A 21,041-nucleotide genomic window follows, 5' to 3' on the forward strand; every position below is an offset into this window, starting at 1 on the left:
TGAGCGCGAGGAGTGAGCCGGTTCTGCGAGCCCCGCAGTCGCGAACGAAGAGGGCACAGTGACGACGCAGCCGACCCTGTTCAGCGCCACCGCCACCCCGGCGCCCCGGACCGCCGACGCCGGTCCCCGCTACACCCCGGTCGAGCTGGCGAAACTGCTCCGGCTGCCGGCGCCCACCCGGGAACAGGCGGCGATCATCGCCGCGCCGGTGGAGCCGCTGCTGGTGGTGGCGGGCGCCGGCTCCGGCAAGACCGAGACGATGGCCGCCCGGGTGGTCTGGCTGGTCGCGAACCAGTACGTCCGCCCCGAGCAGATCCTCGGCCTCACCTTCACCCGCAAGGCGGCCGGCGAGCTGGCGCACCGGGTACGCACCCGGCTCGACCAGCTCATCCGCCGGCTCGGCCGGCAGGGCCGGGACCCGCACGAGGACCCCCTCGCGGGCGAGCCGACGGTCTCCACCTACCACTCGTACGCGGGCCGCATCGTCACCGAGCACGGGCTGCGTGCCGGCTACGAGCCGACCACCCGGCTGCTCACCGAGGCGTCCCGTTGGCAGCTCGTCGACCTGCTGGTGCGCAACTACGACGGTGACATGTCCGAGGTGGACCGGATGCCGTCCACCATCACCGACGCGGTGCTCGCCCTGGCCGGCGAGCTGGACGAGCACCTGGTCGACCCGGACGAGCTGGCCGCCTGGACCGGGCGGTTCTTCGCCGAGGTGCAGTCCCGTCCCGGCCGGGTCTACGCCGACGTGCGCAAGGCCCTCCAGCTCCAGCAGACCCGGCTGAAGCTGCTCCCGCTGGTCCGCGCGTACGGCCGGCGCAAGGACGACTTCGAGGCCATGGACTTCGCCGACCAGCTGGCCCGGGCCGCCCGGGTGGCCCGCGACCACCCCGGCGTCGGGGTGATCGAGCGGGACCGGTTCCGGGTGGTGCTGCTCGACGAGTACCAGGACACCAGCCACGCCCAGGTGGTGCTGCTCAACGCGCTGTTCGGCGGCGGCCATCCGGTCACCGCGGTGGGCGACCCCTGCCAGTCCATCTACGGCTGGCGGGGGGCCAGCGCCGGCACGCTGGACCGGTTCCCCACCGAGTTCGCCCGCACCGACGGCGCCGCCGCCGAGGTGCTCGGCCTCACCACGAGCTGGCGCAACCGGCCGGAGATCCTCGGCGTCGCCAACGCGCTGTCGGTGCCGCTGCGGGCGGCCGGCGCCCGGGTGCCCGAGCTGCGCGCCGCGCTCAGCGTCCGCGACCCCATCCCGCACCGCAGCCCCGGCGGGCGGGCCGCCGGCACCGTGCACTGCGCGCTGCTGGAGACGTACGCCGACGAGGCCGACTGGATCGCGGACAGCGTGCTGGCCGCCTGGCGCGGCGCGGCCGGGATGCCGGACTCGCTGCCCGAGCACATCCCGGCGCACCGGCGCCCCACCACGGCCGTGCTGGTCCGGCTGCGCAGCCAGATCCCGGCGATCGAGGCGGCGCTGCGCGCCCGCGGGCTGCCGGTCGACGTGGTCGGGCTGGGCGGGCTGCTGGACACCCCCGAGGTCCGGGACGTCGTCTGCACGCTGCGGGTGCTCGCCGACCCGACCGACGGGGCGGCGCTGCTGCGGCTGCTCACCGGCGCGCGCTGGCGGATCGGGCCGCGCGACCTCGTCGCCCTGCACCGGCGGGCCCGGGCCATCGCGCGGGCCCGGCGGGAGGTGACCGGCGACGACGGGCCGGAGATCAGCGTGGACGCGCTGGACGAGGCCACCCTCGTCGAGGCGCTGGCCGACCTGGGGCCGGCGCAGGCGTACTCGGCGGAGGGGTACGCGCGGCTGCGGTCGTACGGGATGGAGCTGGCGCTGCTGCGCTACCGGCTGGACCAGTCCCTGCCGGAGCTGATCGCGGACATCGAGCGGACGATCGGCCTGGACGTGGAGGTGGCGGTCCGGGCCGGCCGGGACGGCGCCGGTGACGCCGGGCTGGCCCGCGCCCACCTGGACGCGCTCGGCGACGTAGCGGCCCGGTTCAGCGGCGAGACCCCCGGCGCCACGCTGGCCGGGTTCCTCGCCTACCTGGCCGCCGCCGAGGACGAGGAGCGCGGCCTCACCCCGGGCGAGGTCGAGGTGGTGGAAGGCGCGGTGCAGATCCTCACCGCCCACGCCGCCAAGGGGCTGGAGTGGGACGTGGTGTCGGTCGCCGGGCTGACCCGGGGCGTCTGGCCGGGGCCGGTGCGCAACTCCGACCACTGGCTGGGCGGGCTCGGCGTGCTGCCGTTCCCGCTGCGCGGCGACGCGGACGGGCTGCCCGAGCTGGGCCTGTCCGGGGCGGAGGACCAGCGCGGGGTGGCCCGGGCCGTGGAGGACTTCACCGACGCGTGGCGCGCGCACGACGAGCGGGAGGAGCGCCGGCTGGCGTACGTGGCGGTGACCCGGCCCCGCCGGCTGCTGCTCTGCTCCGGCTACTGGTGGGGGGAGGGGACGAAGCGGTTCCGCGGCCCCTCGGTCTTCCTCCGCGAGGTGCACGACGCCTGCCTGGCCGGCGGGGACGGTCACCTGGTCGACGCCTGGGCGCCGGAACCGGCCGGGGACGCGGTCAACCCGACCACCGAGACGGTGCTGCGGGCCGAGTGGCCGGCCGACCCGCTCGGCGCCCGCCGGCCGGCGCTGGCCGAGGCCGCCGCCCTGGTCCGCCGCTACCTGGCCGACCCCGAGGCGGCCCGCCGCGAGGAGGCCCTGCTGGCGGCCGCCGCGGCGCCCGCGCCGGCGCCCGCCGACGCCGACACGTCCGCACCGGCCGGGGAAGCCGACACGTCGGCACGGGCAAACGACGCCGACACGCCGGTGTCCGCCGAGGACGTCGAGGTGGCCCGCTGGCGGCGGGAGGCCGATCTGCTCCTCGCCGAACGGGCCGAGCTGGCCCGGCGGGCCGAGGCGGTCGAGGTGGAGCTGCCCGGACACCTGTCGGTGACCCAGCTGGTGGCGCTGCGCCGCGACCCGGAGGCCCTGGCCCGGACGCTGCGCCGCCCCATGCCCACCGAGCCCAACCCGTACGCCCGGCGGGGCACCGCCTTCCACACCTGGCTGGAGCAGCGCTTCGGCGCCGACCGGCTGCTCGACGTGGACGAGCTGCCCGGCGCGGCCGACGACGACGCCGCCCCGGACGAGGCGCTCGCCGAGCTCCAGGAGCGCTTCCTGGCCAGCGAGTGGGCCGACCGGGTGCCGGTGGAGGTGGAGGTGCCCTTCGCCACAGTGATCGCCGGGGTGGTGGTCCGGGGCCGGATGGACGCCGTCTTCGCCCGCCCCGGCGGCCGCTTCGACGTGGTCGACTGGAAGACCGGCCGGCAGCCCGCCGGGCGGGAGGCCGATGCCGCCGCCGTGCAGCTCGCCGTCTACCGGCTGGCCTGGGCCGAGCTGGCCGGGGTGCCGGTCGACCGGGTCGGTGCCGCCTTCCACTACGTCCGGGACGGGGTGACCGTCCGCCCGGCCGACCTGCTCGACGCCGAGGGGCTGACCGCGCTCGTCGCCGCGGTACCGGAATTTCCGACAGAGGGCGCGGCGTTGCGGAGAACGTGGTAGGTTAGGCGCGTTGCAGTTTTGGTTTCCAGAGACTCTGTGTGCGCCTGGCGGATTGTGGCCCCAGGCGCTCTTTGTTGTGTCCGGAGTTCTCCGGGCGGGGCGACCAGCAGCGACAGGTACACCGCGCACACGCGTGCGGTGTGCTCCCTTCGGTCCGCAACAGGTGCGGGTCCGAACGTTCCGTCAAGGAGACGAAACAAATGGCAATTGGCACCGTCAAGTGGTTCAACGCTGACAAGGGCTTCGGCTTCATCACCCCGGACGACGGCGGCGCCGACGTCTTCGCCCACTTCTCGGCGATCCAGACCTCCGGCTACCGGAGCCTGGACGAGAACCAGCGGGTCGAGTTCGAGGTGACCCAGGGCCAGAAGGGCCCGCAGGCGGAGAACATCCGTCCGCTCTGATCTTCGGATCATCCGGTAACACCCATCGCGCCCCCCCCCGGGCGCGGTGACGGGCCGGTCCGCTGCGCCGCCCACCCGCTCCGCGGGACGTGGCGTGCTGCGGCGGGCCGGCCCGTACCTTTCGGTTCGTGCTTGTGACCACCGGCGACGCCGGTGACGCGCCGCTCGTCGGCGCCCTTCCTCGACACGTGCCGCGTCGAGGAAGGCTTTTCGCATGACCATGACCGTTCCCACCTTCGCCGCCACCGGCCTGGCCCCGGCGCTTGTCGCCGAGCTGGCCGCGCAGGGCATCACCGAGCCCTTCCCCATCCAGGCGGCGACCCTGCCGGACTCGCTGGCCGGCCGCGACGTGCTCGGCCGCGGCCGCACCGGCTCGGGCAAGACGCTGGCCTTCGGGCTGCCGCTGCTGCACCGCACGGCCGGTGGCCGGGCCCGCCCGGGCCGCCCGCTGGCGCTGGTGCTGGTGCCCACCCGCGAGCTGGCCCAGCAGGTCACCGCGGCGCTCACCCCGTACGCCCGGGCGCTCGGGCTGCGCTGCGCCACCGTGGTGGGCGGGCTTTCCCTCCAGCGGCAGGCGGACGCGCTGCGCGCCGGAGCGGAGGTGCTGGTGGCCACCCCGGGCCGGCTGCACGACCTGATCGCCCGCCGCGACGCCCGGCTCGACCAGGTGGCCGTCACGGTGCTCGACGAGGCCGACCAGATGGCCGACATGGGCTTCCTGCCGCAGGTGACGAAGCTGCTGGAGCAGGTCGACCCGAACGGCCAGCGGATGCTGTTCTCTGCCACCCTGGACGGCGGCGTGGACCGGCTGGTCCGCCGCTTCCTGAGCAACCCCGTGTCGCACTCCGTCGACCCGGGCACCGCCACGGTGACCGCCATGACCCACCACGTGCTGCACGTGGAGGCGGAGGACAAGCCGGCCGCGCTGGCCCACATCGCCGCCCGCGAGGGCCGCACCATCCTGTTCATGGCGACCAAGCACCGCGCCGACCGGGTCGCGCGCCAACTGCTCGCCAAGGGGGTACGCGCCGCCGCGCTGCACGGCGGCAAGAGCCAGCCGCAGCGCACCCGGATCCTGGAGCAGTTCCGCACCGGCCACGTCACCGCGCTGGTGGCCACCGACGTGGCCGCCCGGGGCATCCACGTGGACGGGCTGGACCTGGTGGTCAACGCCGACCCGCCGACCGAGGCGAAGGACTACCTGCACCGGGGCGGGCGGACCGCCCGTGCGGGCGAGTCCGGCGCCGTGGTCACCCTGGTCCTGCCGGAGCAGCGCCGGGACGTCTCCCGGCTGATGACCGTCGCCGGCATCACCCCGCACACCGCCCGGGTACGCGCCGGCGACGAGGAGCTGGCCCGCGTCACCGGCGCGCGCCAGCCCACCGGTGTCCCGGTGACCCTCACCCCGCCGCCCGCGCCGCACCCCACCGCGGCCTCGCGGCCGGCCCGGTCCCGCCGCCCGCGCCGTCGGGGCTGATCCTCCACTCCGGCCTGGCGAGCGGCGGTGTCCGGCGTGCCGGGACACCGCACGGCCCGCCGGGCCGGAGTCGATCGGGTCCGGGCCGCGTCGCACCCGCGGCCCGAGCCCGTCGAACGTGGTCAGGGCGCCGCGTCGCAGCCGCGGCCGACCCCGCCGACGGTGGTCAGGACGCCGCGGCGCGGTCGGCCAGCAGGTCGGCGAGGGTGGTCCGGTCGACCACCAGGGCGATCGCGCCGTCCACCGCCAGCCAGACGTCCCGCAGCCCGGCGGCCACCCCGTGGTAGCCGTCGTGGCCGGCGGGCATGCCCCGGACACTGGTCAGCGCGCCGCCCACCGCCCGCAGCACGTCGCCGACGCTGATCTCGGCGGCCGGGCGGGTGAGCGCGTACCCGCCCTCGGTGCCGCGGTGGCTGTGCAGCAGCCCGGCCCGGCGCAGGTCGAGCAGGATGCCCTGGAGGAAGCTGAGCGGGATGTCCTGGCGCTCGGCCAGGCTCGCCGCCTTGACCAGCTCGCCGGCGCCGGACCCCCCGTCGCCGGTGGACCCGGCGGCGTCGGCGACGGCGAGCATGGCCCGGAGCGCGTAGTCGGCGCGCGCGGAGACGTACACGGCCTCAGTTGCCGGCCTGGTCCAGCACGCCCCAGCGGCGGCGGATCGCCTTGTCGGCCGCGCCGAACGCGGCGTCCACCAGCAGGCCCACCACCAGGATGACGATCATGATGGCCATCAGCCGGGGCGCCTCGCTCAGCTCCCGGGCGTAGGTCAGCTGCGCGCCGATCGAGGTCCGGGTGGCGATGACCACCAGCAGCTCGCCGGCCATCAGGCTCCGCCAGGCGAACGCCCAGCCCTGCTTCAGTCCGGCCACGATGGCCGGCAGCGCGGCCGGCGCGATGACGTACCGGTACAGGTTGAGCCCGCGGGCGCCGAGGTTGCGGCCGGCCCGGACCAGCAACGGCGGCACGTAGTCGACGCCGTGGATGACGCCGTTGGCCACCGACGGCGCCGCGCCGAGCACCACCACGAAGAAGATGGCCTGCTCGCTGAGCTGGAAGAGCAGGATCGCGAGGGGGAACCAGGCGATCGACGGCATGGTCTGCAACGCGGTGATCATCGAGCCGAGCGCGGCGCGGAGCACCTTCACCCGGGCCACCGCGAGGCCGAGCAGCAGGCCGACGGCGACCGCGGCGGCGAAGCCCACGGCGGCGCGTCGGGCCGTGGTGGCCAGGCCGTGCCAGAGCGCCGGGCTACCGACGTAGTGGGCGAGGTCCTCGAAGACGACCACCGGCCCGGGCAGCGCCCACGGGTCCTTCCAGCCGGTCCAGACCACGGCCTGCCAGAGGGCGACGGCCAGGGCCAGCGCGGCCAGCTTGGGCCAGGTGGCCGACCACACCCGGCGCAGCCGGGACGGCGCCTTCTCCCGGCCGGCGATCTCCAGGGCGTCCAGGCCGGAGATCTCCGCGTCGGTACGCGGCGCCCCGGCGAGCGTGTCACTGGCCATGGCGGCCCACCTCCATACGCAGCCGGTCGGTGACGTCGGCGGCGATGGCCGCGATCTCCGGCGAGTCGATCCGCCGGGGTCGCGGCACGTCGACCTCGGTGGAGTAGATGATCCGGCCGGGCCGGCTGGAGAGCAGGATGATCCGGTCGGCGAGGCGGGCCGCCTCGCGGACGTTGTGGGTCACGAAGATCACGGTGAGCTTCCGCTCGGACCAGATCCGCTCCAGCTCGTCGTGCAGGATGTCCCGGGTCATGGCGTCGAGCGCGCCGAACGGCTCGTCCATCAGCAGCACCGGGGTGTCCAGGGCGAGGGTGCGGGCCAGCGCGACCCGCTGCCGCATGCCGCCGGAGAGCTGGTGCGGGCGCTTGCGGGCGAAGTCGGCCAGGTGGACCGTGCGCAGCAGCTCGGCGACGCGGGCCTTGCGCTCGGTGCGGGGCAGCCCGCGCAGCTTGAGCGGCACCTCGACGTTGCCCTCGACGGTGAGCCACGGGAAGAGCGCCGACTCCTGGAACATGAGGCCGGGGTTGACCCCCTCGCCCAGGTCGATCCGGCCGCCGCTGGTCCGGTCCAGCCCGGCCACCAGGTTGAGCAGGGTGCTCTTGCCGCAGCCGGACGCGCCGACCAGGCAGACGAACTCGCCCGGGGCGACGTCCAGCGAGACCCCGTCCAGGGCCAGGACGGCGTTCTCGCCCTGGCCGTACACCTTGGTCACACCGCGCAGCGCGACCGAGCCGGTCGCGCTGCGCGGGGTCGTCGTGGTCGACGTCACGGCTGGACGACCTCGGCCTTGCCCTGCGCCTTGAGCACCTCGTTGAGGTACTTCAGGTCGTAGAGGCCGTTCAGGTCCACCGGCTGGGTCAGCCCGACGGCGACGGCGTGGTCCAGGCCGGCCTTCAGCGAGGACGGGATCGGGTCGTTGGTGAACTCCAGCGTCGGCCAGGCCTGCTTGATCAGCTTGAGGTCCAGCGGCTTGCCGGTGATCTTGCCGATGTGGTCGGAGATGGCCTGCTGGGCCTCGTCCGGCTTGCTGTTGACGAACTCGTTCGCCGCGACCTGCCCCTCGACCAGCTTCTTCACCACGTCCGGGTGCGCCTTGAGGAACTTGGTGCTGACCAGCAGGTTGGTGATGACGAACTTCTTGTCCGGCCAGAGGTCGCGCTCGTCGACCAGCACCTTGCCGCCCGCGTTGACCAGCCGGGAGACGAAGGGCTCGGGCACCCAGGCGCCGTCGATGGCGCCGGTGCCGAAGGTCTCGACGGTCTGCGCGTTCTCCTGGGGGACCACCTTGACGTCGCCGCCGCCCTCCTTGGTGGTCTGGAGGCCCTTCTCCTTGAGCCAGTAGCGCAGCGCGACGTCCTGGGTGTTGCCGAGCTGCGGCGTGGCGATCTTCTTGCCGCGCAGCTGCTCCACCGAGGTGATCTCCGGCTTCACCACCAGGGCGACGCCGCCGGACGCCGCGCCGGAGACGACCCGGACCGCCTCGCCCTTGGACTTCGAGAAGGCGTTCACGGTCGGGTTCGGGCCGATGTACGTGGCGTCGAGCGCGCCGGAGAAGACCGCCTCGATGGCCGCCGGGCCGGCGTTGAAGGTCTTGGTCTCCAGCGTGACGTCGCTTCCCAGCTTCTCCTTGAAGATGCCCTTCTCCACGCCGACCACGGCCGGCGCGTGGGTGATGTTCGGGAAGTAGCCCAGGCGCAGCGTCACCGGACCGGAGCCACCGGCGTCGTCGTCGCTGTCGTCGCCGCAGGCCGCGGTGGCGCCCAGGGTGGCCGCGCCGACCACGGCGAGGGTGGCCAGGGTGACCAGGCGGCGGAAGGGGAGCCGTCTCATCGTGTATCCAATCCGCAGTATTCCTACTTAGTTGATAGGAAGACTGGGGCAGGCGCCGAGCGGCGTCAAGACCCATCCAGAATCCGGGACACGCGACCTGGGGATTCTCGGCAACTCCTACCTGTTCGGTGGAGATAGCCACACCGGTCGGCCCCCGCCCGGCACCGCCGTCCGGTGGGCCCGCGCACACCGCCGGTGCGGGCGCGGCGGACGCGTTAGGGTCGATCTCGTGCCGACGCGGAGAGCGAAAATTCCAGCGACGAAATACCCGGTCGAGCGGTTCACCCTCGACAACGGCCTGCGGGTGGTGCTCACGCCCGACCGCAGCGCCCCGGTCATCGGGGTGGCGGTGGTCTACGACGTCGGCATCCGCTCCGAACCGGAGGGGCGCACCGGCTTCGCCCACCTCTTCGAGCACCTGATGTTCCAGGGCTCGGAGAACCTGGAGAAGCTGGCCCACTTCCGGCACGTCCAGGGCGCCGGCGGCACCTTCAACGGCTCCACCCACCTGGACTACACCGACTACTACGAGACCCTGCCCAGCAACGCGCTGGAGCGGGCGCTCTTCCTCGAGGCCGACCGGATGCGCGGCCCCCGGCTGACCGAGGAGAACCTCCGCAACCAGGTCGACGTGGTCAAGGAGGAGATCCGGGTCAACGTGCTCAACCGGCCGTACGGCGGGTTCCCCTGGCTCACCCTGCCGCCGGTCATGTTCGACACCTTCCCCAACGCGCACGACGGCTACGGCTCCTTCGACGACCTGGAGTCCGCCACCGTCGGCGACGCGGCCGACTTCTTCCGCCGCTACTACGCCAGCGGCAACGCCGTCCTCGCGGTCAGCGGGGACGTCGACGTTGCCGAGGCGACCGCGCTCGTCGAGCGGCACTTCGGCGACGTGCCGGCCCGGCCCGCCCCGGAGCGCCCCGACTTCGCCGAGCCCGACCTCACCGCCGAGCGGCGCACCTCGTACACCGATCAGCTGGCCCCGCTGCCGGCGGTGGCCGGCGCCTGGCGGGTGCCCGACCCGGTGACCGACTTCGCCGGCTACCTGCCGTACGTGGTGCTGGCCGAGGTGCTCACCGACGGCGACGCCTCCCGGCTGGTCGAGCGGCTGGTCCAGCGGGACCGCTCGGTCACCAGCCTGGGCGGCTACCTCGGCTTCATGGGCGACCCGTTCGACGTGCGCGACCCCACCGCGCTGCTGCTCCAGGCCCACCTGCCGCCCGGCGGCGACGTGGACAAGGTGCTGCGCACCGTCGACGAGGAGCTGGACCGGCTGGCCACCGACGGGCTGACCGAGGGGGAGCTGGCCCGGACCCAGGCCCGCATGGCGACCCACCTGCTGCGGGACACCGACGCGGTGCTCGGCCGGGCGCTGCGGATGGCCGTGCTGGAACAGCAGCGCGGCGAGCCCGGCCTGCTCAACGAGCTGCCCCGGCTGGTCGGCGAGGTGACCGACGAGCAGGTCCGCGCCGCCGCCGCCACCCTGCGGCCGGAGCGCCGCGCGTCCATCGAGGTCATCGCCGGAGGCGCCCGATGACAACCGTCGAAACGGGTACGCGGCCGCTGCCGGCGCTCGGGCCCAACCGCAGGCTCAAGCTGCCCCAGCAGGCCGAACGCACGCTCGGCAACGGGCTCACCGTGATCGCGGTACGCCGCACCGCGATCCCGCTCGTCGAGCTGCGGCTCTGGATGCCGTTCGGGCGTACCCACCTGGCTCGTGGCGGGATGCTGGCGCAGACCCTGCTCTCCGGCACGGAGACGCACACCGCGACCCAGCTCGCAGCGGAGCTGCAGAAGGTCGGCGGCGGGCTGTCCGCGGGCGTCGACCCGGACCGGCTGATGCTCTCCGGGGCGGGCCTGGTCACCGGCCTGGACCGGATGCTGGAGCTGCTCGCCGACGTGCTCACCGGGGCCACCTACCCGGCCGACTGGGTGGAGACCGAACGGGACCGGCTGGTCGACCGCATCCAGGTGGCCCAGAGCCAGCCCGCTCACCTCGCCCGGACCGCGCTGCTCAAGCGGATCTACGGCCGGCACCCGTACGCGGTGCAGACCCCCGAGCCCGACCAGGTGCGCGCCGTGAAGCCGCCGGTGCTGCGCCGCCTGCACGCCGAGCGGGTGCACCCGGCCGGCGCGGTGCTGGTGCTGGTCGGCGACGTGCAGCCGGAGCGGGCGCTGGACGCCGCGGAGCGGGCACTCTCCGGCTGGCAGGGGGACGGGCAGCCGGCCGAGCTGCCGCCCGCGCCGCCGCTGGAGCCCGGCCCGCTGCTGCTTGTCGACCGGCCCGGCTCGGTGCAGTCCTCGCTGCGGATCGCGCTCCCCGCGGTGCCTCGGACCCACCCCGACCACGCCGCGCTGCAACTGGCCAACCTGGTCTTCGGCGGCTACTTCTCCTCCCGCTGGGTGGAGAACATCCGCGAGGACAAGGGCTACACGTACGGGCCGCACTCGCTGGTCGAGCACTCGGTGGCCGGGTCCGTGCTGGTCGCCGCCGCCGAGGTGGCCACCGAGGTGACCGCGCCCGCCCTGCTGGAGACCCTGTACGAGCTGGGCCGGCTGGCCACCGTGCCGCCCAAGCCGGAGGAGCTGGAGCAGGCACGCCAGTACGCGCTCGGCACCCTCCAGCTCGGCATGTCCACCCAGGCCGGGCTGGCCTCGCTGACGAGCGCGTACGCCGGCAACGGGCTGCGGCTGGACTTCCTCGCCGAGCACGCCGCCCGGCTGGCGGCGGCGACCGTGGACGACGTCACCGCGGCGGCGGCCCGCTACCTCGCGCCCGCGCAGGCGGTCACCGTGGTGCTCGGCGACGCCGAGCGGGTGGCCGACAGCCTCGCCACGCTCACCCCGGTCCGCACGGAGTCCTCATGACCGGCGAGCCCGCCCCGCCGCTCGCCCGGTCCACGCTCGACCGGGCGGCACACCGGCGGACGGACCCGGGCTGGCTCGCCGAGGCGTGGGAGCAGGCCCGGGTGCTGGTGCTGGACTCGGCCGACGAGGGCCGCGCCCTCGTCCGCGGCGCGGCGGCCCCGCCGGAGCTGGTGCTGGTGGGCCCGGGCGAGCTGCCCGAGGTGCCCCGGTCGGTGCCGATGTTCCTCGGCGTCGAGCCGGACGGCGTGCCGATCTTCGCGGTGGACTCGCGGCTGCCCGAGCTGGCGGGCACCCGCCGGGTCAACCTGCGCGAGGTCGGCCACCTGCTGACCGACCGGGACGCCGGGATCTTCACCACGGCGCTCGCGCTGATGAACTGGCACACCCGGCACGGCTACTCCTCGTCCAGCGGGCATCCGACCGAGGTGGACGAGGCCGGCTGGTCCCGGGTCGACCCGGGCGGCGGCCGGATCTGGCCGCGTACCGACCCGGCCATGATCGTGCTGGTGCACGACGGCGTGGACGGCCCGGACGGGCGCTGCCTGCTGGGCAACAACGCCACCTGGCCGAGCACCCCGGGGCTGCGCCGCTACTCCTGCCTGGCCGGCTACGTCGAGCCGGGGGAGTCGGCCGAGGCCGCCGTGCTGCGCGAGGTCCGCGAGGAGGTCGGCGTCGTGGTCGAGGAGATCGGGTACGCGGGCAGCCAGTCCTGGCCGTTCCCCGGTTCGCTGATGCTCGGCTTCCTGGCCCGCGCCGACGCCGACGCGCCGATCCGGGTGGATCCGGCCGAGATCGCCCACGCGCGCTGGTTCACCCGGCGGGAGATCGGCGCGGCGCTGGCCGACGAGCCGGTCCGCGTGGAGGGCGGCGACCGCCTGCTCCTCCCACCGCCCTCGTCGATCGCCCTGTTCCTCGTCCACCGCTGGCTCGACGGCCACTGCTGACCGGCGGGAACACGGGCTGGATGCGGCCCCGGCCCGGGACCGTCGTTGCCGCGGCGGTCTCGGGCCGGGAACACGGGCCGTCGTGGCCGGGTGAGGCGTGGAACGCGGCGGGGGAGCCGGTCCGGCCACGACGGACGTCAGTGGCGGGTCAACCGCTGCCCAGGTGGTACGGGTGAGCCGGGTCGAAGTCCGTGATCGGCAGCACCTTGACCCGGTGCCGACCGGCCCGGACGGCCCCCACGGTGGACAGCGCCCGGGCGAGCAGCAGGGCCGCGTCGCGGTCCTCGGCGTGGACGACCTGGCGGCGCGGTTCCGGCGCGCTGGTCTCGTCCCGCAGCCGGCCCCCGCCGGCCCAGGCGGCGGCGATGTCGGTGTCGGCGGCGGCACGGATCTCGGTGCGGACGATCAGGAACCGCATGGTGTCCCCCGGTACGGACGGACGGATGCACTCTGCAACTTCCACGTCACTCTTGCGTCATGTTACGCCCGCGCGTGGTCACAGCAAGTGAAACTCGCCTATTGCCCGGGCCGTCGACCGATCGGGTGACCTCAGCTCAGCACGGTTGTCGGGGGTGGACGCGCAAGGGGCCGCCGGTGCCACACCGGCGGCCCCCGCGACCTCGCCGGATCAGTTCAGGTCGAACTGGCCGTTCTTCGCGCCGGCGATGAAGCCGAGCCAGCCGGCCCGGTTGAACAGCAGCACCGGCCCGCGCGGGTCCTTGCTGTCCCGCAGCGCGACGGCCGCCGGCCCGGTGTGCAGCGGCGCCATCTCCACGCAGTTCGAGGTCTGGCTGCGGGTGCTCTTGCGCCAGGCGAGGCCGGCGAGCTGCTCGGACGAGCTGTTGCGGATCTCGTTCATGGTTCTGCTCCTGGTCTGGAGTGCTCCGATGGGGACGAGTGACGCCGCGGGCCGCACGGGTGTCCGTGGATCACCGGTCCGTCGTCAGGCGCCCCGAGTCGCGGCGGCGCTGGGTCGGCGCCGTTGCCGGCCCGAACGCCACTGTGGACTCGGCTGCCGTGTCGGTCAGCCGTCCCGTCGCCTCGATCAGCCAGGAAAGGGTGTCCGATGCGGAGAGCGCCGCCGAGCATAGCCACTCGAACACCACTTTATAGCGATTTAGGGTGTTTACCTCGGTCGACATGACGTCGGTGAACCCACCTTCGATGGCCAGCGTCTCCGGATCGAGCGGATCGGCGAACCGGTAGACCGAGAAGGCGGTGGGTGGCAGGTACCAGTCGCCCACCCGGGTGTCGCGCAGCAGCAGGCGCAACGTCACGTTCGGCAGCATGGCCAGCTCGCACAGGTGGACGATCTGCTCGTGCAGCACCTCGGGCGGACCGGCCCGGCGGCCGAGCGCCGCCTCCTCCAGCACCGCCGTGTAGCGGGGCGCGTCGGGGGAGCGGGTCAGCAGCGACTGGCGGGCCTGCCGCGCGCGTACCTCGGTCTCCGGGTCCTCGATCTCCTGGTCGCCGGCCTGCTCGGCCACCCGGGCCGCGGACATGATCCGGTGCCGGGCGTACCCGGGGGTCTGCAACAGCCCCGGCACCAGCACGGGGTTGTACTCGGAGATCTCCGCGCACCCCGCCTCCAGCTCGGCGAAGCCGCGCTGCTGCTGGGTCATCACGGGGAAGTTGCGCAGCCAGCCGCGCATGTCGCCGGCCTCCTGGGTGATCCCCAGCAGTTCCTCGCGCAGCTCGCCCTCCGCGCCGTAGAGGGTCAGCAGGACGCCGACGTCGTCCGGGTCGGGGCGGCTGCGGCCGTTCTCCAGGCGGGACAGCTTGGAGGCGGAGGCCCAGCCGATCCGCTCGATGACCTGGTCGCCGGTCAGGCCGGCCTGCTCACGCAGCCGGCGCAGCTCGGTGCCGAGCCTGCGACGGCGCAGGATCGGGCCTGGTGCGGCAGGAGGCACGGTGTCCTCTTTCCCGTCGACCGTCGCAGGACGCGACGGTAACTGTATGAAATTCGCCCCCCACGGTCAGTATGGACGGCGCGACCGGCGCCGGAGGTTCCGGCGGGGGCGTGTCACGCGACAAAAAGAGGACCGTGGAGGGGTGCCTTCACCGGCGCGCCCGCCCCCGACGCGCCCCATGGCGCACGCCCGCCGGAGGGAACCCGATGCGCACCGTCCTGCGCCGCCCCGACTTCCGCCTGCTGTTCGTCGCGCTGCTGGCCAGCATGGCGGCCGAGTCGATCCTGCTGCTGGCCCTGGCCGTCTGGGTCAAGGACCTGACCGGGTCGGACGGCATGGCCGGTGCCACCATCTTCGCCGTCATCGCGCCGATGGCGCTGGCGCCGCTGGTCGGCTGGGTGGTCGACCGCTGCCGCCGCCGGCCCTTCTTCGTGGCCGCCAACCTCGGCACGGCCGTGCTGCTCTGCCCGCTCCTCGCGGTCCACGACCGTGCCGACGTCTGGCTGATCTACGTGGTGGCGGGGCTCTACGGATTGTCGTACATCACGTTGAGCGCGGTGCTCAGCGGGCTGATCCGGCACCTGGTGCCGAGCGACCTGCTGGCCGACGCCAACGGGGTGCTCCAGACCGTCCGGCAGGGACTGCGGCTGGTCGGCCCGCTGGCCGGGGCCGGGCTCTACGCCGCGGTCGGCGGCTGGCTGCTGGTCGCCCTGGCCATGACCGGCTTCCTCACCGCCGCGGCGGTGGTCGGCCTGCTCCGGGTCACCGAGGCCACACCCGCCCGGTCCGCGCGCCGCTGGCCGGCCGGGCTGGGCGCCGGGCTGCGGCACCTGGCCGGCGACCCCGCGCTGCGCCGGGCCCTGCTCGGGTACGGGCTGGGCTCGCTCATGATGGGCTTCACCGAGTCGCTGATCTTCGCGTACGTCGACCTGGGGCTGGGCCGGGACGCCGCGTTCGTCGGCGTGCTCGTCACCGTGCAGGGGGTCGGCGGGCTGGTCGGCGGGCTCGTCTCGGCGACCGTGGTGCGCCGGGCCGGTGAGGTGGGCGCGCTCGCCGCCGGGGTGAGCTTCTTCGGGCCGGCCGCGCTGGCGCTCGCGTACCCCCGGCTCTGGCTGGGTGTGGTGGCGCTGCTGCTGGCCGGGGTCTCCCTGCCGCTGACCATGGTCGGGTTGAACACGCTCATCCAGCGGCGGACCCCGCCGGGGCTGCTGGGCCGGGTCGCCGCCGCCGCGGAGGCGGTGGTGAGCGGCCCGCAGGCGGTCTCCATCGGTGCCGGCGCGCTGCTCGTCGGCGTCTTCGACTACCGCCTGCTCTTCGCGCTGGTCGGGGTGACCACCACGGCCGCCGGCCTCTACCTCTGGCGCGGCCGCCGGCTCACCGCGCCCCGGCCCGTCCTGGTCCACGTCCCGGCCCCGCGCCGCCCGCTCGACCACGAGGTGCTCGCCGCGCCGCGCCGGCGCCGGACGCCCTGAGACGCGACAGCGGCCGCCCCCCTCCCGGGGGCGGCCGCTGTGGCCGGGTGCGGCCGGGTCAGCCGGCGATGCTGGTCAGGTGCTGCTTGACCTGGACGATCGACGGGTTGGTCAGGGCGCTTCCGTCGTCGAACCGCAGCGTCGGGACAGTCTGGTTGCCGCCGTTGACGCTCATCACGAACTCCGCGGCCTTCGTGTCCTGCTCGATGTCGACCACCTCGTACGCGATGCCCTCCCGGTCGAGCTGCGACTTCAGCCGGTGGCAGTAGCCGCACCACGAGGTGGAATACATCGTCAACATGGTCAGGTCCTCCAAGGGGTGACTCGCGCCCGGTCCGATCAGGCCAGGCTAATGGCTGCAACATCACCGGAGGCTGGAATGATTCCTGGCTGTGGTGGTTCACTCAGCGGCGGAACGGGTGCTCGCCGGCCTCGACCCGGAGCAGCGGTCCGCGGTGACCGCCCCGGCCGGCCCGGTCTGCATCCTGGCCGGCGCCGGGACCGGCAAGACCCGGGCGGTGACCTCCCGGATCGCCCACCGCGCGCTCAGCGGCGACATCTCCGCCCGGCACGTGCTGGCGGTCACCTTCACGGCCCGGGCCGCCGCCGAGATGCGAAGCCGTCTCGCCGTCCTCGGGGTGCCAGGTGTGCAGGCGCGCACCTTCCATGCGGCGGCGCTGCGCCAGGTCCGCTACTTCGCGCCCCGGCTGCTGGAGGGGCGGGCCATGCCCGAGCTGCTGGACAGCAAGGTGCGGGTGGTCACGCTGGCCGCCGCCAAGGTGGGCCTGCGCGCCGACCGGGCCGCCGCCCGTGACCTGGCCGGCGAGATCGAGTGGGCCAAGTCGTCGCTGGTCGAGCCCGGTGAGTACGTGGTGGCCGCGGCCAAGGCGCTGCGCGAGACCCCGTACGAGCCGGCGAAGGTCGCCGACGTCTTCGCCGCGTACGAGCGGCTCAAGCGCGGCAACGGGGTGATCGACTTCGAGGACATGCTGCGCGCCGCGGTCTGGGGGATCGAGGAGCACGCCGACGTGGCCGAGCAGGTACGCGGGCAGTACCGGCACCTCGTGGTCGACGAGTACCAGGACGTCAACCCGCTCCAGCAGCGACTGCTGGACGCCTGGCTGGGCGGCCGGGACGACCTCACCGTGGTGGGCGACGCCAGCCAGACCATCTACTCGTTCACCGGGGCGACCTCCTCCTACCTGGTCGACTTCCCGCGCCGCTACCGGGGCGCCACGATGGTCCGGCTGGTCCGCGACTACCGCTCCACCCCGCAGGTCGTCGGGCTGGCCAACGCGGTGATCTCCCAGGCGCGGGGCGCCGAGGCGCGGCTCCGGCTGGAGCTGCACGGCCAGCGCCCGCCCGGCCCGGAACCCGATCTGCGGATCTTCACCGACGAGCCGGCCGAGGCCAACGCGGTCGCCGCCCGCTGCCGTGCGCTGATCGACGGCGGCACCCCGGCCCGGGAGATCGCGGTGCTGTTCCGCACCAACGCGCAGTCCGAGGCGTACGAGAAGGCGCTCACCGAGGCCGCGGTGCCGTACGTGGTGCAGGGGGCGGAGCGCTTCTTCGAGCGCCCCGAGGTGCGCCAGGCGATGATCGCGCTGCGCGCCGCCACCCGGTCCATCCCGGGGGAGACCCCGCTGCCGGTCGCCGTCGTGGAGGGGCTCGCCGCGGTCGGCTGGGCGCCCGACGCGCCCCCGGCCGGCGGGGCCGCGCGCGAGCGCTGGGAGGCGCTGGCCGCCCTGGTCCAGCTCGCCGAGGAGTACGCGGCGACGCCCGAGGTGGTGCCGATCGGTGAGGCGGTCGCGATCGAGCGCCCGGTCACCCTCGGCGACTTCAACGAGGAGCTGGCCCGGCGGGCCGCCCAGCAGCACGTGCCCACCGTGGAGGGGGTGACGCTGGCCTCACTGCACTCGGCCAAGGGCCTGGAGTGGGACGCCGTCTTCCTGGTCGGGCTGGCCGAGGGCACCCTGCCCACCACGTACGCGAAGACCCCCGAGCAGGTCGAGGAGGAGCGGCGGCTGCTCTACGTCGGGATCACCCGGGCGCGGGAGTGGCTCTGGCTGTCGTACGCGGCGGCCCGCTCGCCCGGCGGCCGGGCCCGGCGGCCGTCCCGGTTCCTGCCGCAGCTGGACCGCTCCGGCGGCGGCGAGCGGGCCGGCGGGGGCGCGGCCCGGCGCACCGAGCGGCGGCGCGCCCAGGTGGTCTCCTGCCGGATCTGCGGCGCCACCCTGCTCGCCGGAGCGGACCGGAAGCTGGGCCGCTGCCCGACCTGTCCGTCCGATCTGGACGAGGAGCTGTACGAGCGGCTGCGCGAGTGGCGGCAGCGGGTGGCCGGCGCACAGAAGGTGCCGCCGTACGTCGTCTTCACCGACGCCACGCTCACCGCGCTGGCCGAGCGGAAGCCGGGACGCACCGAGGAACTCATCGCGATCGCCGGTATCGGCCCCCGCAAACTGGGACTTTACGGGGATACGGTGCTGGCCCTGGTGGCCGGTGCGGGGGTGGACGAGGTCGGCCCGCAGAAAAGTTTCGAAATCTAGCCGTAAATCGTTTGCCCTCGCCCCGAGGCGAGGAATAGCCTCAGGACACACCTCGCGAGCGGCGCCATTCTGGCTGCTCACGGGGGATGAGTCCATGGTCGGCACGAGGAACGTTGAGGGAGGTGGCACCCGTGGAGATCTTCACCTATGAGCGTCCGGCGGCGATGCCAGCTGCCTGCGCTCCGCTGTCGTCCGTCCGGGTGGCCCTTGCCGCTCGACCGTCGGCTCCGCAGGTGCACCAGGTCCAGGTTCAGGCCGAGCTGAACCTGACCGTCGCGCCGCTCGCGGAGATCGAGGGGACCAGTGGCTTCACGGGCATGGGCATCGGTGACGTCAAGAAGCGCACGGATGTCCGCGGCGTTCCACCTCGAGGTAGACCGGTCTGATCCAGACCACCGGCTCACCTCGAGGCCGCGGAACCCGCACACCGGGATCCGCGGCCTCAGTTTTTTTGCACTGCCGTAGTGCCGAACGAATGCGATCCACGAGATCGAAGTGAGAGAGAGGTGACCGGAGGATGAGTCTGGCGTTGGCCCCACTCGACGTGAGCGTCGAGGTGGAGGCGAACCTGCCCTGCCGGAAGTTCGACCCCGACCTGTGGTTCTCCGACTCGCCTGCCGAGCTCGAGCTGGCCAAGTCGCTCTGCGGGGACTGCCCGCTGCGCGTCGAGTGCCTCGCCGGCGCGGTGGAGCGGGCCGAGCCCTGGGGCGTCTGGGGCGGCGAGATCTTCGAGCGTGGCGCGGTCGTCCCGCGCAAGCGGCCCCGTGGCCGTCCGCGCAAGGAGGACCTCGCCCGTGACGCCCAGCTCCGGGTCGAGGCGGAGGCGCGACTGGCGGCCAGTGGGCTGTCCGAGTCGCGTAGCTCCGTCCGGCTGGCAGCCTGACAAAACCCCGTTCCAACGTCCCCGCCGGTGACACTCACCGGCCGCGAGAAAGCCGAGACCATGCTGCACCTGCCGAATGGAACCGAGATGCAACTACTCCACGAAGCGTTGTCCCGGGCTCGAATGCGCCGGCCTCAGGCTGGCACCACCACGAGCACTGAGGCAACCCGTTCCGCCCGTACCGTCGCCATGCGTAGCCGCAGCCAGTCGGCTCGCGACCTGGGCGTTCTCTAGATCCAACACCACAGAAGGGGCGGCGACCGGATGGTCGCCGCCCCTTCGGCGTACGCGGAGGTCAGCCCACCGGGGCGAAACCGGGCAGCCAGCGCTCCAGGATCGCCCGGTAGGGCGCCTTCGCCTCCAACTGGCAGAGCACCCCGATCGAGCCCAGCGTCACCCGGTGGATCATCAGGTACGACGGCGGCAGGTTGAGCTGCCGGCTGAGCTGGTAGGTGGGGGAGCGCGGGCTGGCCAGCCGGGCCGCCTCGCCGCGCAGCCAGGCCCGGGTGAACCGGAACTCGTCCGCGGCGATCGGCTCCAGCATGGGCCGGAGGAAGTCCAGCACCCCCTCGGCGTCGATCGGCTCGGTGGGGCTGACGAAACCCTCGTCGCGCAGCCCGGCCACCACGGCGTCCGCGTCGCCGCGCAGCGCCAGCGCGGCGATCCGGCCGATCGGCTCGGGGGTGCCCTCCGGCATCCGGGCCACCGCGCCGAAGTCGATCACGCCGAGCCGGCCGTCCGGGAGCAGCCGGAAGTTGCCCGGGTGCGGGTCGGCGTGCAGCAGCCCGGCCCGCATGGGCGCGGAGAGGTGCAGCTCGGCCATCAGCCGCCCGGCCTCGTCGCGCTGCTCCTCGGTGCCCTCCCGGATGATCTGCGCCAGCGGGGTGCCCTCGACCCACTCGGTGATCAGCACCCGGGGCGCGGCGTCGAGCACCTCCGGGATGTAGATGTCCGGGTCGTCCGCGTACGCGGCGGCGAAGGCGCGCTGCGACTCGGCCTCCAGCTCGTAGTCCAGTTCCTCGGTGATCCGTTCGCGCAGCTCGACCAGGAGCGGCTTGACGTCCAGCCCGGGCTGGATCGCGCGGAACATGCCGCCCAGCCGGGAGAGCTGCTTCAGGTCGGCGAGCAGGGCGTCCCCGGCGCCCGGGTACTGGATCTTCACGGCCACGTCCCGGTGGCGCGGGCCGCCGTTCGGCCCGTATCCCGGATCGCGCCAGACCGCGCGGTGCACCTGGCCGATGCTGGCCGCGGCGGCCGGGGTGTCGTTGAACTCCACGAACCGGTCCCGCCAGTCCGGCCCGAGCTGCTCGGCCAGCACCTTGTGCACGGTCGCCGCGGGCAGCGGCGGGGCGGCCTCCTGGAGTTTGGTGAGCGCCTGCCGGTAGGGGGCGGCGATCTCCTCCGGCAGCGCCGCCTCGAAGACCGACAGGGCCTGACCGAACTTCATGGCCCCGCCCTTGAGCTGCCCGAGCACGCTGAACAGCTGCTCGGCGGTGCGCTGCTGGATCTCGGCGGAGATGACGTCGGACGCGAGCCCGGTGACGCGCTTGCCCATGCCGAGGACGGTCCGACCGGCGAAACCGAGCGGTAGAGCGGCGAGCTTGGCGGTCCGGGACACGGCCCGGCGCGGGATGTCGGTCACCCGG

The 21,041-nt window shown here is 74.1% G+C and carries 19 protein-coding genes; 10 read left to right on the forward strand and 9 right to left on the reverse strand.

The annotated features are described in order from the left end of the window. The first annotated feature begins 58 nt into the window (after window positions 1–58). The 3 genes from NLX85_RS13350 (at window position 59) to NLX85_RS13360 (ending at window position 5,440) form a co-directional block, all read left to right on the forward strand. Window positions 59–3,559 carry an ATP-dependent helicase gene (locus NLX85_RS13350; RefSeq protein WP_254334928.1) on the forward strand — a complete coding sequence of 1,167 codons (3,501 nt, stop codon included), beginning with the start codon at window positions 59–61 and terminating at the stop codon, window positions 3,557–3,559. Window positions 3,560–3,759: 200 nt separating this feature from the next. Further along, window positions 3,760–3,963 carry a cold-shock protein gene (locus NLX85_RS13355; RefSeq protein ID WP_013288421.1) on the forward strand — a complete coding sequence of 68 codons (204 nt, stop codon included), beginning with the start codon at window positions 3,760–3,762 and terminating at the stop codon, window positions 3,961–3,963. Window positions 3,964–4,177: 214 nt separating this feature from the next. Beyond that, window positions 4,178–5,440: a DEAD/DEAH box helicase gene (locus NLX85_RS13360; RefSeq protein WP_254334929.1), complete on the forward strand. Its 1,263-nt coding sequence runs from the start codon at window positions 4,178–4,180 to the stop codon at window positions 5,438–5,440. A 166-nt stretch (window positions 5,441–5,606) separates the two neighbouring features. Here the strand turns inward: NLX85_RS13360 and NLX85_RS13365 are convergent, their stop codons facing one another. The 4 genes from NLX85_RS13365 to NLX85_RS13380 are packed head-to-tail and all read right to left on the reverse strand — an operon-like array spanning window position 5,607 to window position 8,769. Further along, window positions 5,607–6,050, reverse strand: coding sequence for an Rrf2 family transcriptional regulator (locus NLX85_RS13365; protein WP_254334932.1), 444 nt, complete (start codon window positions 6,048–6,050; stop codon window positions 5,607–5,609). A gap of 4 nt (window positions 6,051–6,054) precedes the next feature. Continuing rightward, the gene (locus NLX85_RS13370; RefSeq protein WP_254334934.1) at window positions 6,055–6,939 is read right to left on the reverse strand and encodes an ABC transporter permease; all 885 of its coding nucleotides are present in this window, start codon (window positions 6,937–6,939) and stop codon (window positions 6,055–6,057) included. Further along, on the reverse strand, window positions 6,929–7,708 hold the full coding sequence (locus NLX85_RS13375) for an ABC transporter ATP-binding protein (protein WP_254334936.1): 780 nt from the start codon (window positions 7,706–7,708) through the stop codon (window positions 6,929–6,931). Before NLX85_RS13375 ends, NLX85_RS13370 begins: the two co-directional genes overlap by 11 nt. After that, window positions 7,705–8,769, reverse strand: coding sequence for an ABC transporter substrate-binding protein (locus NLX85_RS13380; protein WP_254334937.1), 1,065 nt, complete (start codon window positions 8,767–8,769; stop codon window positions 7,705–7,707). The genes NLX85_RS13375 and NLX85_RS13380 overlap by 4 nt, the downstream gene beginning before the upstream one ends. 229 nt (window positions 8,770–8,998) lie before the next feature. Here NLX85_RS13380 and NLX85_RS13385 point away from each other — a divergent pair, with 229 nt between their 5' ends. The 3 genes from NLX85_RS13385 to nudC are packed head-to-tail and all read left to right on the forward strand — an operon-like array spanning window position 8,999 to window position 12,584. After that, window positions 8,999–10,309: a pitrilysin family protein gene (locus tag NLX85_RS13385; protein ID WP_254334939.1), complete on the forward strand. Its 1,311-nt coding sequence runs from the start codon at window positions 8,999–9,001 to the stop codon at window positions 10,307–10,309. After that, window positions 10,306–11,640, forward strand: a complete 1,335-nt coding sequence (locus NLX85_RS13390) for a pitrilysin family protein (protein ID WP_254334941.1) — start codon at window positions 10,306–10,308, stop codon at window positions 11,638–11,640. The genes NLX85_RS13385 and NLX85_RS13390 overlap by 4 nt, the downstream gene beginning before the upstream one ends. Next, on the forward strand, window positions 11,637–12,584 hold the full coding sequence (gene nudC / locus NLX85_RS13395) for an NAD(+) diphosphatase (protein ID WP_254334943.1): 948 nt from the start codon (window positions 11,637–11,639) through the stop codon (window positions 12,582–12,584). The genes NLX85_RS13390 and nudC overlap by 4 nt, the downstream gene beginning before the upstream one ends. 148 nt (window positions 12,585–12,732) lie before the next feature. Here nudC and NLX85_RS13400 read toward each other — a convergent pair whose 3' ends face one another. The 3 genes from NLX85_RS13400 to NLX85_RS13410 all read right to left on the reverse strand — a co-directional run bounded on the left by NLX85_RS13400 (window position 12,733) and on the right by NLX85_RS13410 (window position 14,494). Further along, window positions 12,733–13,002: a hypothetical protein gene (locus NLX85_RS13400; RefSeq protein WP_254334945.1), complete on the reverse strand. Its 270-nt coding sequence runs from the start codon at window positions 13,000–13,002 to the stop codon at window positions 12,733–12,735. A 210-nt stretch (window positions 13,003–13,212) separates the two neighbouring features. Then, a complete protein-coding gene (locus NLX85_RS13405; protein ID WP_254334947.1) occupies window positions 13,213–13,443 on the reverse strand; it encodes a DUF397 domain-containing protein in 231 nt (76 codons plus the stop codon). Between the two features lie 70 nt (window positions 13,444–13,513). Further along, the gene (locus tag NLX85_RS13410; RefSeq protein WP_254334949.1) at window positions 13,514–14,494 is read right to left on the reverse strand and encodes a helix-turn-helix transcriptional regulator; all 981 of its coding nucleotides are present in this window, start codon (window positions 14,492–14,494) and stop codon (window positions 13,514–13,516) included. A 206-nt stretch (window positions 14,495–14,700) separates the two neighbouring features. Between NLX85_RS13410 and NLX85_RS13415 the strand changes: the two genes are divergently transcribed. Then, the gene (locus tag NLX85_RS13415; RefSeq protein WP_254334951.1) at window positions 14,701–15,966 is read left to right on the forward strand and encodes an MFS transporter; all 1,266 of its coding nucleotides are present in this window, start codon (window positions 14,701–14,703) and stop codon (window positions 15,964–15,966) included. A gap of 58 nt (window positions 15,967–16,024) precedes the next feature. On the opposite strand, the gene NLX85_RS13420 is transcribed toward NLX85_RS13415, so the two are convergent. Further along, window positions 16,025–16,267, reverse strand: a complete 243-nt coding sequence (locus tag NLX85_RS13420) for a mycoredoxin (RefSeq protein ID WP_254334953.1) — start codon at window positions 16,265–16,267, stop codon at window positions 16,025–16,027. A gap of 91 nt (window positions 16,268–16,358) precedes the next feature. On the opposite strand from NLX85_RS13420, the gene NLX85_RS13425 reads away from it, so the two are divergent. From NLX85_RS13425 to NLX85_RS13435, 3 genes are all read left to right on the forward strand, one after another. Further along, a complete protein-coding gene (locus NLX85_RS13425) occupies window positions 16,359–18,512 on the forward strand; it encodes an ATP-dependent DNA helicase UvrD2 (protein WP_254334954.1) in 2,154 nt (717 codons plus the stop codon). Window positions 18,513–18,643: 131 nt separating this feature from the next. After that, window positions 18,644–18,898: a hypothetical protein gene (locus NLX85_RS13430; protein WP_091318421.1), complete on the forward strand. Its 255-nt coding sequence runs from the start codon at window positions 18,644–18,646 to the stop codon at window positions 18,896–18,898. A 131-nt stretch (window positions 18,899–19,029) separates the two neighbouring features. Further along, complete coding sequence (locus tag NLX85_RS13435) at window positions 19,030–19,395, forward strand: WhiB family transcriptional regulator (RefSeq protein WP_091262418.1); 366 nt, start codon at window positions 19,030–19,032, stop codon at window positions 19,393–19,395. A gap of 295 nt (window positions 19,396–19,690) precedes the next feature. Here the strand turns inward: NLX85_RS13435 and NLX85_RS13440 are convergent, their stop codons facing one another. Beyond that, window positions 19,691–21,037, reverse strand: coding sequence for an AarF/ABC1/UbiB kinase family protein (locus NLX85_RS13440; protein ID WP_254334955.1), 1,347 nt, complete (start codon window positions 21,035–21,037; stop codon window positions 19,691–19,693). Window positions 21,038–21,041: the final 4 nt, after the last annotated feature.

Origin of the sequence: Micromonospora sp. A3M-1-15, assembly GCF_024213425.1 — a bacterium.
In the GTDB taxonomy this organism is placed as follows: Bacteria; Actinomycetota; Actinomycetes; order Mycobacteriales; family Micromonosporaceae; genus Micromonospora; species Micromonospora chersina.